Annotated in this window: 10 protein-coding genes and 1 riboswitch; of the genes, 8 read left to right on the forward strand and 2 right to left on the reverse strand. The window is 70.1% G+C overall.

The window, feature by feature from the left end:
- Window positions 1–14: 14 nt before the first annotated feature.
- The gene (locus AC27VN_RS20755) at window positions 15–1973 is read right to left on the reverse strand and encodes a TonB-dependent receptor domain-containing protein (RefSeq protein ID WP_490877725.1); all 1959 of its coding nucleotides are present in this window, start codon (window positions 1971–1973) and stop codon (window positions 15–17) included.
- A 96-nt stretch (window positions 1974–2069) separates the two neighbouring features.
- Window positions 2070–2317: riboswitch (cobalamin riboswitch) on the reverse strand.
- Window positions 2318–2422: 105 nt separating this feature from the next.
- Between AC27VN_RS20755 and AC27VN_RS20760 the strand changes: the two genes are divergently transcribed.
- The 7 genes from AC27VN_RS20760 to AC27VN_RS20790 all read left to right on the forward strand — a co-directional run bounded on the left by AC27VN_RS20760 (window position 2423) and on the right by AC27VN_RS20790 (window position 8954).
- Window positions 2423–4144: a ClcB-like voltage-gated chloride channel protein gene (locus AC27VN_RS20760; protein ID WP_490877726.1), complete on the forward strand. Its 1722-nt coding sequence runs from the start codon at window positions 2423–2425 to the stop codon at window positions 4142–4144.
- Window positions 4145–4235: 91 nt separating this feature from the next.
- On the forward strand, window positions 4236–4460 hold the full coding sequence (locus AC27VN_RS20765) for a hypothetical protein (protein WP_057594567.1): 225 nt from the start codon (window positions 4236–4238) through the stop codon (window positions 4458–4460).
- Entirely contained in the window at window positions 4457–4801 is a 345-nt protein-coding gene (locus AC27VN_RS20770; protein WP_093342354.1) for a cell division protein ZapA, read from the forward strand. Before AC27VN_RS20765 ends, AC27VN_RS20770 begins: the two co-directional genes overlap by 4 nt.
- 573 nt (window positions 4802–5374) lie before the next feature.
- Window positions 5375–6196 (forward strand): sulfite exporter TauE/SafE family protein, encoded by an 822-nt coding sequence (locus AC27VN_RS20775; RefSeq protein WP_203206213.1) that lies wholly within the window; start codon window positions 5375–5377, stop codon window positions 6194–6196.
- 180 nt (window positions 6197–6376) lie between these two features.
- The gene (locus tag AC27VN_RS20780) at window positions 6377–7519 is read left to right on the forward strand and encodes an FAD-dependent monooxygenase (protein ID WP_490877727.1); all 1143 of its coding nucleotides are present in this window, start codon (window positions 6377–6379) and stop codon (window positions 7517–7519) included.
- 13 nt (window positions 7520–7532) lie between these two features.
- The gene (locus AC27VN_RS20785) at window positions 7533–7928 is read left to right on the forward strand and encodes a carboxymuconolactone decarboxylase family protein (RefSeq protein WP_296740420.1); all 396 of its coding nucleotides are present in this window, start codon (window positions 7533–7535) and stop codon (window positions 7926–7928) included.
- Window positions 7929–7964: 36 nt separating this feature from the next.
- On the forward strand, window positions 7965–8954 hold the full coding sequence (locus AC27VN_RS20790) for a Bug family tripartite tricarboxylate transporter substrate binding protein (RefSeq protein ID WP_203201262.1): 990 nt from the start codon (window positions 7965–7967) through the stop codon (window positions 8952–8954).
- A gap of 9 nt (window positions 8955–8963) precedes the next feature.
- Here the strand turns inward: AC27VN_RS20790 and AC27VN_RS20795 are convergent, their stop codons facing one another.
- Window positions 8964–9887 carry a LysR substrate-binding domain-containing protein gene (locus AC27VN_RS20795; RefSeq protein WP_490877728.1) on the reverse strand — a complete coding sequence of 308 codons (924 nt, stop codon included), beginning with the start codon at window positions 9885–9887 and terminating at the stop codon, window positions 8964–8966.
- A gap of 109 nt (window positions 9888–9996) precedes the next feature.
- Here AC27VN_RS20795 and AC27VN_RS20800 point away from each other — a divergent pair.
- A partial coding sequence (locus AC27VN_RS20800) for an alpha/beta fold hydrolase (protein WP_490877729.1) occupies window positions 9997–10481 on the forward strand: 485 nt, incomplete at its 3' end.

Raw genomic sequence — 10481 nt, forward strand, 5'->3', positions numbered from 1 at the left:
AGGCAGGTGTTGGCTTACTGGGGCGTCCACTTCAATCCGACGTACGCGTTGCGGCCACCGGTGACGTAGCCGCGCGCGAGCATGTAGTCCTTGTCGCCCGCATTGTCGATGCGCGCGACCAGGTCGACGTCGCGCACGATCTTCGTGCTGGCCACGAGGTTCAGCAGCGTGTAGCCGCCGAGCGTGCGCGTGTTGGCCGCATCGTCGTAGCGCTGGCTCGAGGTCTGCACCTCGGCGCCCAGCGTCCAGCCACCGAGGCGCCAGTCGGCGCCCAGCGTGGCATAGCGCTTGGCGCGGCGCGCGAGCAGCTTGTCGGTCGCGAGGTCGCGCGGGTCCTGGAAGTCGAGCGAGGCGCGCAGCGTGACGTCGCCGATGCGGTGGCCCCCCGAGAGCGTCACGCCCTCGTAGCGCGCCCGCGCGGTGCTGCCGTAGCAGCCGAAGGACGAGGCGCAGCCCTTGGCGGTCGAATCGAACACGATCAGGTTGCGCACCTGGTTGCGGTAGACCACGATGCCCGCATTGGTCGGGCCGTCGGTGTACTTGAGGCCGAGCTCGACGTTGCGGCTCGATTCGGGCTGCAGGTCGGGCTTGCCGTATTCGCTGAAGCGCTGGTAGAGCGTGGGCGCGCGGAAGGCGGTGCCGGCCGAGGCGGTCACGCGCAGCTTCGGCGTGATCGCGAAGCCGTAGGCGGCGCTGCCGGTGGTCTTGCCGCCGAACTCGCTGTCGTCGTCGTGGCGCACGTTGAGCTGCAGCGAATGCGGGCCCTGCACGAAGCCGTAGCCGAGCGAGACGGCATCCTGCGAACGCTTGCGCGCCAGGCCCTTGTCGGTGCTGCTGGTGGGCGCGTTCTCGAGCCGGTCCTCGCGGCGCTCGAGCGCGGCCGTCACCAGGTGCGGACCGAAGCGCAGCTCGTTCTGGAACAGGTAGCCGCGCAGCCGGGTCTCGGTGCGGTAGTACGAGGGCATGGTGCTGTAGACCGACTGCGAATCGGTCACCTGCAGCCGGGTGCTATAGACCTCGTTCCATTGCGCCGACCAGGTCAGGCCGCCGGTGCGCAGCCGGTTGCGGCTCTGGTCGTCGAGGTAGTAGGCCGGCGGCTTGCTGCCGGACTTGGCGGCGTCGTAGCGCGCCTGCGTGTCGCTCGACAGCGCGGTGGCCTCGAGCCGCTGGCCGGGCGCGATCTGCCAGCCCAGGCGCACATTGCCCGAGGTGGTGTTGTAGCCGTCGCGGTCGGGGCTGGTGAAGCCGTCCTTGGGCAAGGTGCGCTTCTCGAGCGGCTGGATGTTGAAGCCGCGGCTCTCCTCGTGCGCCACGCCGAACGAATAGTCGAAGGCATTGGCCTTGCCGCTGATCGCGGCCTCGGTGCGCGAAAGGCCATGGCTGCCGAAGCCCACGCCGATCGAGGGCGACACGCCCTCCTCGCCACGCTTGGTGAACAGCTGGATCACGCCGCCGATGGCGTCGGAGCCGTAGACCGCGGCGGCCGGGCCGCGCAGCACCTCGATGCGGTCGATCTGCGCCAGCGGGATGCTTTCCCAGGCCGCGCCGCCGGTGGCCTGCGAGTCCACGCGCACGCCGTCGATGTAGACGGCGGTGAAGCGCGTCTCGGCGCCGCGGATGTAGACGCTGGTCGAGTTGCCCACGCCGCCGTTGCGCACGATCTGGATGCCGGCCTGACGCGCGAGCACGTCGGCCACGCCGGTGGATCCGCTGCGCTCGATGGTCTCGCGGTCGATCACCGAGACATCGGCCACCAGGTCCGACAGCGGCTGCGCGGTGCGGTTGGCCGTGACCACCGTTTCGCCGAGCGCGCCGGGCTGGGCCTGCGCCGAAGCGGCCAGCGGCAGTTGGGCCAGCAGCAGGCCGCCGAAGGCCGGCACCAAGGCCAGCGGCAGGCCGGCCAGGCGCGCGCGCAAGGAGGACGCAGAAACGCGAGCGCGCGAACGGCGCGAGAAGGAAACGCAGGAAATCATGGAGTGAGCGAACGAACGTCTATGCCCCTTGCCGGCCTCCCCGCCGGCGCCCGGGGCGCCATTGGTCCGTGCCTGCATCGCCTCGGCGAAGAGCATGCGCGAACCGCCTTGTTGGCCGGTATCCGGGCTGGCAGACCGGCCCTCGCCGCCTTCCCAGGCGCCTGTTTCAGGGCACCCAGTGGCTCGTGTGGAGAGGGTGGCGCCTTGCGGCGCCGTCTGCTTGACCGTTGCGGGGGCAGCGCAGGCGGCTTCGGTGCCGGCGCGCGGCCGGTCCCTTCACTCCTGCTTCCCGTTGAACCGCGGCGCGTGAACCACGCCGCAGGCACCAACGGGCGAGATTCTAGGCGCTGCGCCGCGCGCTTTAAGTCGAAAGTTGCGTGCGCCCGACGTTCGCCGCGTCTCGCGCACTAACATCGACGGGCTATGGGACGTCATCACCACCACCCCGCATGACCCTGCGCTCCTCGCTGCTGCTGCGCCTGCGCTCCGCCCTGCAGCGCCTGTTCGGCGTCTCGGGCTGGCAGTCGATGCTGCTGTGGTCCATCGTCGCCGGCCTGCTCGGCACGCTCGCGACCGAAGGCTTTCGCGCCGCGCTGCGCGGCTTCGAGCACCTGGTGCTCGGCCCCGGCGACAGCCTGGTCGCGATGGCGCGCGCGCTGCCGTGGTGGGCGCGCATCGCCTTCCCCGCCGCGGGCGGCCTCGTGGCCGGCGGCCTGCTCGTGCTCGCGAAGCGCGTCGCGGTGCGCAGCGCTACCTCCGACTACATGGAAGCGATCGTGCTCGGCGACGGCCGCATCCCGGTCACGCAGACGCTGGTGCGCAGCGCCTCCTCGCTCGTGAGCATCGGCACCGGCGGCTCGATCGGCCGCGAGGGCTCGATGGTGCAGCTCGCCGCATTGGCCGCCTCGCTGCTGGGCCGGGTGTTCCGCTTCCCGGTCGAGCGGCTGCGCCTGCTGGTGGCCTGCGGCGCGGCGGCCGGCCTCACGGCCGCGTACAACGCGCCGATCGCGGGCGCCTTCTTCGTCGCCGAGATCGTGCTCGGCTCGATCGTGATGGAGAGCGTGGGCCCGATCCTGATCGCGGCGGTGGTCGCCAACATCGTGATGCGCGCCCTGCCCGGCTACCAGCCGCCCTACCAGATGCCGGTGTTCCCCGAGCTGCATGGCGCGGAGATTCCGCTGTTCGCGCTGCTCGGCGTGCTGCTGGGCTTCGCGGCCGCGGGCTTCCTGCGCGCGCTGCAGGGCAGCCGGGCGCTGTTCGCGCGGCTGCCGTTCGCACTGCCGTGGCGGCTCGCGCTCGGCGGGCTCGCGATGGGGCTGGTGTCGGTGCCCTGGCCCGAGGTCTGGGGCAATGGCTACAGCGTGGTCAACGCGGTGCTGCACACGCCCTGGACCTGGACCCTGATCGCGATGGTGCTCGCGGCCAAGCTGGTCGCCACGCTGGCCACGGCCGGCTCGGGCGCGGTGGGCGGCGTGTTCACGCCCGCGCTGTTCTTCGGCTGCATGGTGGGCGCGCTGTTCGGCCATGCCGCGCAGGCGCTGTGGCCGCATGCGGTGTCGGCTCCCTATGCCTATGCGGTGGTCGGCATGGGCGCCTTTCTCGCGGGGGCCACGCAGGCGCCGCTGATGGCGATCCTCATGATCTTCGAGATGACGCTCAACTACCAGGTGATGCTGCCGCTGATGCTGGCCGGCGTGATCGCCTATTTCGTCGCGCGCTCGGCCAACGCGGGCTCGATGTACGAGATCACGCTGCGCCGCCGCGAGCAGCAGGACGAGCAGCTGCGGCTGCGCTCGCTGCACATCCGCGACCTGGTGCAGCCGGCGCAGACGGTGGTCGGCCCCGAGGCCGATCGCGAGGCGATGAGCCGGCTGTTCCTGCAGCACCCGGTGAAGTACCTCTACGTGGTCGATGCGCAGCAGCGCTACCTCGGCGTGGTGCCCCTCTCCGCGCTCGGCACGGCCGCGGCCGAGGTGCGCGCGGCGGACCTGCTGTCGCAGGCCATCGCGCCGATCACCGCCGACACCAGCCTGGGCGAGGCGCTGCAGCGCTTCCTCGAGCACCTGGGCGAGCGGCTGCCGGTGATCGAGAGCACGGCGAACCCGGTGCTGCTGGGCATGGCGGCCAAGAGCGCGTTGCTCGCCACCTACGTGCGGCTCAGCGAAGTTTGATGGCGCGGCGCGCAGGCCGCAGAATGCCGTGCCAGGCGCGGCGGGTGCCCCGGAGGACCGCCGCTTTCACGGGAAACTACAATCGCGCACCATGCCCGCCTCCAGCCCCATCGACCAGATCGCCGAGCGCGTGGAACGCCTGCTCTTGCGTCACGAAGAGGTGCAGCGCACGAACGCGCTGCTGCAGGAACAGGTCGATGCGCTGACGCGCGAGCGCGATGCGCTCAAGTCGCGGCTCGCGGCGGCGCGCACGCGGCTCGATGCGCTGCTCGAGCAGCTGCCGGCCGTACCTCCCTCCGAAGATTCCCCCGCATGAAGCAGATCGAAGTTCAGATCATGGGCCAGAGCTATCTGCTCGGCTGTCCCGATGGCGGCGAAGCGCAGTTGCGCGACGCGGTCGAACGCGTGGATGCGGCCATGTGCAAGATCCGCGACGCGGGCAAGGTCAAGGCGCGCGATCGCATCGCGGTGCTCGCCTCGCTGAACCTGGCCTTCGATCTCGCGGCGCAGGAAGCCACGGCGAAGGCCGCGCCGCCCGCCGAACCGACCACGGCCCCGGCCGCGGCACCCGCCGACGACGGCGCGGTCGATCCGAAGGCCACGCAACTGATCCACAAGCTCGACCAGGCACTGGCCGGCGACGGTCATCTGCTCTGAGCTGATCCGAGCATCAGCGCGCTTTTTTTCTCTCATTCGCAGAGATCGGCACGCACTGCAAGAACTTCGATGCAAACCTGCCCGCGCTGCAGGGATTCCACCAAAAAAACCGGGAGCCGCCCCAGCGCGAAGGCGTAAAATCGTTCCTGTCTGCGGTGCGCGTTGGGCTTTATATGTCCTTGTTCCAATGCTCTACGGAGCCGGGCTTGGTATATCGCTCGACGGGTGTGATCATCTCGCGTCAGATGAACCCGAAGTCTTGCTGCCCTCGCCCACCTGAACCCCGGTTCAGGATGCGAGTCTGGCGCCCATTCGCAGACACCTATTCCTCTTCGTTGCGCTGAGTGCGCATCGAACATCGGCGATCCCCGGCATGGCGGGATCGCCCCAAGAATCCACGCTGTATCCGCATCGATACATCCGATCCTGGCTCCTGCGCGACCGTGCGCGCCGGGCCGCAGCTACGTTTCAGATAGCATTGCGGCCCACCCCCCTCCCTTTTTCCCTCGAACCGAGGCCCGTTGCCATCGTTGCACGGCGCCCTTGCCTTACCCGAAAGTCCGTGGCGTGAACGTGACCAGCCTGCTCGACCCCCTCCTGATCGCCGAACTGGTCGCCCTCGGCCTCGGCACCGGTTTTCTCGCGGGCCTGCTCGGCATCGGCGGCGGCATGGTGATGGTGCCGTTCATCACGATCATCATGGGCCACCGCGGCGTGCCGGCCGACCTCGCGGTGAAGATGGCAATCGCGACCTCGATGGCCACCATCATCTTCACCTCGGTGTCGAGCGTGCGCGCGCACCACAAGCGCGGCGCGGTGCGCTGGGACATCGTCAAGCGCCTCGCGCCCGGCATCGTGATCGGCAGCCTCGTGGGCAGCCTCGGCATCTTCGCGCTGCTCAAGGGCACGGCGCTGGCGATCGTGTTCGCGCTGTTCGTGGGCTTCTCGGCCACGCAGATGTTCCTCGACCGCAAGCCCAAGCCCACGCGCCAGATGCCGGGCACCGCGGGCCAGCTCGGCGCGGGCGGCGCCATCGGCCTGGTCTCGGGCCTGGTCGGCGCGGGCGGCGGTTTCATCAGCGTGCCCTTCATGACCTGGTGCAACATCTCGATCCACAACGCGGTCGCCACCAGCGCCGCGCTGGGTTTTCCGATCGCGGTGGCCAACGTGGCCGGCTACGTGATCAGCGGCCAGACGGTGCAGGGCCTGCCGGCCGGCTCCTTCGGCTACATCTGGCTGCCCGCGCTCGCGGTGATCGCCGTGTGCAGCGTGCTGACCGCGCCGCTGGGCGCCAGGGCCGCGCACAACCTGCCGGTGAAGAAGCTCAAGCGCGTGTTCGCGAGCATCCTCTACCTGCTCGCGGCCTACATGCTCTGGAAGGGCCTGCGCGGCTGATCGCGCGGCCCCTTCCGACCTCCTCCACCTCCCTTTTCTCGATGCCGCGACGCGCCCCACCGGCGCGTCGTGTGCTTGCGCGCACCGCAGTTTTTCTCAACCAGCGCCAGCAAATCTCGATGGTTCGCACCGGCCGAAAGCCGGACCATTCCGTTCATGCCAACCACACGAGGAACGGACATGAGCAAGAGACTTTCGGTCGCCATCATCGGCGCCGGCATGGGCGGCCTGGCCACGGCCGCGGCGCTGCGCCGCGTCGGCATCGACGTCATGGTCTACGAACAGGCCGAGAAATTCACCCGCCTGGGCGCGGGCATCCAGATCGGCTGCAACGCGATGCAGGTGCTGCGCGGCCTGGGCCTTGAGCAACGCATGCGCGCCGAGGCCTTCTACCCGCGCTCGTGGAACAACAAGGACGCCTACACCGGCGAGGTGCGCTTCGACATGATCTTCGGCGAGACCGCCGAGCGGAAGTTCGGCGCGCCCTACCTGCTCGCGCACCGCGGCGACCTGCATGCCGCGCTGCACAGCGCCGTGCCCGACAAATTCATCCGCCGCGGCCACAAGCTCGCGGGCTTCTCGCAGGGCGACGGCGGCGTCGAGCTGCGCTTCGCCAACGGCGCCACCGTGCATGCCGACGCGATGGTGGCGGCCGACGGCGTGCACTCGCTGGTGAAGGACCAGCTGTTCGGCAGGTCCGAGCCCAACTTCACGGGCCGCATCGCCTACCGCACCACCTTCTCCGCGGCGCTGCTCGGCGGCCAGGAGATCGACCAGTGCACCAAGTGGTGGGGCAAGGACCGCCACATCGTCATCTACTACGTCAAGCCCGACCGCAGCGAGGTCTACTTCGTGACCAGCCAGCCCGAGCCCGGCTTCCGGCTCGAGTCGTGGTCCACCAAGGGCGACATCCATGCGCTGCGCGAGGCCTTCGCCGACTTCCATCCGCAGGTGCGCCACGTGCTGCAGTCCTGCCCCGAGGTCCACAAGTGGGCGCTGGTCGACCGCGACCCGCTGCCGCGCTGGAGCGAAGGCAACATCACGCTGCTCGGCGATGCCTGCCACCCGATGACGCCCTACATGGCGCAGGGCGCGGCGATGGCGATCGAGGATGCGGCGGTGCTCTCGCGCTGCCTCCAGGGCATCGACCGCGACGGCGTGGCCGAGGCCTTCCAGCGCTTCGAGGCCACGCGCAAGCCGCGCACTTCGAAAGTCCAGCTGACCTCGCGCACCAACACCTGGCTGCGCGACCCGCAGGACGCCGACTGGGTCTATGCCTACGACGCCTGGAACACGCCGCTGGCCGAGCCGGCCGTGGCCTGAAGGGAGCGACGACATGACGGACAAGACCCACACCTCGGCGAAGTTCCAGCGCGGGCTCGCCACGCGCAAGGCGGTGCTCGGTGCCGAGTATGTCGAGAAGTCGATCGCCGAGGCCGACGACTTCAGCTGGCCGATGCAGCAGCTCACCACCGAGTACTGCTGGGACGAGATCTGGAACCGGCCGGGCCTGGACCGGCGCAGCCGCAGCCTGCTGAACCTCGGCATGATCAGCGCGCTCAACCGGCCGCACGAGCTTCGGCTGCATGTGCGCGGCGCGATCAACAACGGCATCACGCCCGCCGAGCTGCAGGAGGTGTTCCTGCAGGTCGCCATCTACTGCGGCGTGCCCGCGGCGCTCGACAGCCTGCGCAACGCGCGCGAGGTGCTCAAGGAGATGAAGCTCGCCTGAAGCTTCGCCCTTTTAAAAAACATCGGAGACAACGCAATGGACAACCAGGCAATGCTGAGCCGCCGCGCGCTGCTCGCGCTCGCGGCCGCGTCGATGGGCACGCCGGCGCTCGCGCAGCCGGCCGCGTCACGCGGCAAGGTCACGAAGATCCTCGTGGGCTTTCCGCCGGGCCAGGCCACCGACATCGTGGCGCGGCTGATGGCCGAGAAGATGCAGGCCGTGACGGGCGAGAACTACATCGTCGACAACAAGCCCGGCCAGGGCGGCAGCATCGCGATGGGCCAGCTCGCGAAGTCGCCCAACGACGGCTCGGTGATGATGCTCACGCACATGTCGGCCGTGGCCACCAACCCGCACCTCTACCGCAGCGTGCCCTACGACTCGCTCAAGGACTACGAGGCGGTGGGCCTGGTCGGCGACCTGCCCTTCGTGCTGGTGTGCCACCCCTCGCTGCCCTTCACCGACGCGCAGGGGCTGGTGGCCTATGCCAAGGCCAACCCGGGCAAGCTCACCAATGCCTCCTCGGGCAACGGCACGGTGTCGCACCTCGCGATGGAGGAGCTCAAGCGGCGCGCGGGCATCGACATCGTGCACGTGCCCTACAAGGGCAGCGCGCCGGGCCTGACCGACGTGGTCGCGGGCAATGTCTCGCTGGCGCTCGAGACCGCGGCCGGCGTGCAGGCCTTCGTGCAGGGCGGCAAGCTGCGCGCGCTGGGCGCGGCCACAGCGAGCCGGCTCGACGCGCCGCTGGCCGTGCCCACGCTGATCGAGCAGGGCTTCGCCGACTTCCGCGCCTCGACCTGGCTGATGCTGCTCTATCCGGTCGGCACCTCGAAGACGCTGGTGGCCTCGACCCACGAGGCGATCGCCAAGGCGATGCGCAAGCCCGAGGTGGAGCGGCGCATGCGCAGCATCGGCGCGCTGCCGCGCTACAGCGCCAGCCCCGAGGAAGCCGCGGCCTACGTCGCCAGCGAGTTCAAGAGCTGGGGCGAGCTGGTGCGCCGCAGCGGCGTGCAGATGGACTGAGCGGCGCGCTCAGGACGCCGGGGCCTGCGAGCGCAGCCATTGCTGCATCGAGGCCTCGGTGTCGCTGCCCTCGCGCACCAGCCATTCGCAGAAGCTCTCGGTCACCGGGTCGGCATGGGCCGTGCTCGCGAAGTAGCGCCGCTGCTTGGCGGCCAGCACGCCGAAGGGCGCGCACAGCCGGCCCGCGATGATGTCGTCGAAGGCGAGGAACAGCGGCACCAGCGCGAGGCCCAGCCCGTCGATCGCGGCCTGCAGCGCGAAGTACATCTGCTCGAAGCGGATCGCGCCGCCGGGCTTGAGCCCGGCCACGCCGGCCGCCGCGAGCCAGTCCTCCCAGGCATAGGGCTCGGTGGCGAAGCTCACGAGCGTGTGCGCGGCCAGGTCGCGCGGCTCGCGCAGCCGGCCGCCGTCGAGCAGGTCGACATGGCACACCGGCAGGATCAGCTCGCTCATGAAGGGCCGCGACACGCAGTGCGGCGGCGGCTCGAGCGCGCCTGCGATCGCGATGTCGTAGCGGCCCTCGTCGAAGTTGACCGGCGCCAGCAAGGTCGTGAGCCGCAGGTCGACCTCGGGCCGCTTGCGCTGGAAGGCCGGCAGGCGCGAGAGCAGCCAGCGCATGGTGAAGGTCGGCGGCGCGTTGATGCGCAGCGCGGTCGGCACCGCCTGCTCGCGCAGCTGCATCGAGGCCACCGCCACGCGGTCGAGCGTGGCCGTCAACTCCGCGAGATAGAGGCGCCCGGCCTCGGTCAGCGCGAGCTGCGAGGAGGTGCGCCGGAACAATGGCACGCCCAGCCATTCCTCGAGCAGCGCGACCTGGCGGCTGATGGCGCCGTTGGTCACGCTCAGTTCTTCCGCGGCGCGCGTGAAGCTCACGTGCCGGCCCGCGGCCTCGAAGGCGCGGATCGCGTTCAGGGGTGGAAGTTTTCTGGACATGGCGGGGCGACTGTAGGCCGCGATGGGTGCAAGCGGGTTGCGTTTTTCTCAACGGGCTTCAGTTTTACTCGGTGGTGGAGCCTGGGGAAAGGGCCGAGACTGGCGCCTCATGACGACCACCCAGCACCTCTTCCTGCCGAGCGCGGCCTGCCGCGTCGCGGTCCATATCGACGGCCCCGCGGACGGCCCCGTGGTGCTGCTCGCGCACGCGATCCTGTCTTCGTCGGTGCTGTGGCACCGCCAGGCCGGATGGCTGGCCGCCGAGGGCTGGCGCGTGCTGCGGCCCGACACGCGCGGCCATGGCCGGTCGGAAGCGCCCTCACCGCCATCACTGCCCTGGCGCATGGGCGACCTGGCGCGCGACGTGGTCGAGATCCTCGATGCGCTCGACATCCGCGCGGCGCATTACGTCGGGCTCTCGCTCGGCGGCATGTGCGGCTTCGCGCTGGCCGAACGGCATCCCGAACGCCTGGCCAGCCTGTGCCTGTGCGACTGCCGCGCCGACGCGCCCGCGGCCTTCGCGCAGCCCTGGGACGAACGCATCGCGCTCGTCGAGGCCCAGGGCTGCGAAGCGCTCGCGGGCCCGACCATCGA

This window comes from Variovorax sp. 20P10.2.4 (assembly GCF_058244205.1).

Bases quoted from the DNA above. Each gene is read 5' to 3' on its own strand.
- AC27VN_RS20755 (WP_490877725.1), bottom strand. From the start codon at position 1,973: ATGATTTCCTGCGTTTCCTTCTCGCGCCGTTCGCGCGCTCGCGTTTCT.
- AC27VN_RS20760 (WP_490877726.1), top strand. From the start codon at position 2,423: ATGACCCTGCGCTCCTCGCTGCTGCTGCGCCTGCGCTCCGCCCTGCAG.
- AC27VN_RS20765 (WP_057594567.1), top strand. From the start codon at position 4,236: ATGCCCGCCTCCAGCCCCATCGACCAGATCGCCGAGCGCGTGGAACGC.
- AC27VN_RS20770 (WP_093342354.1), top strand. From the start codon at position 4,457: ATGAAGCAGATCGAAGTTCAGATCATGGGCCAGAGCTATCTGCTCGGC.
- AC27VN_RS20780 (WP_490877727.1), top strand. From the start codon at position 6,377: ATGAGCAAGAGACTTTCGGTCGCCATCATCGGCGCCGGCATGGGCGGC.
- AC27VN_RS20785 (WP_296740420.1), top strand. From the start codon at position 7,533: ATGACGGACAAGACCCACACCTCGGCGAAGTTCCAGCGCGGGCTCGCC.
- AC27VN_RS20790 (WP_203201262.1), top strand. From the start codon at position 7,965: ATGGACAACCAGGCAATGCTGAGCCGCCGCGCGCTGCTCGCGCTCGCG.
- AC27VN_RS20795 (WP_490877728.1), bottom strand. From the start codon at position 9,887: ATGTCCAGAAAACTTCCACCCCTGAACGCGATCCGCGCCTTCGAGGCC.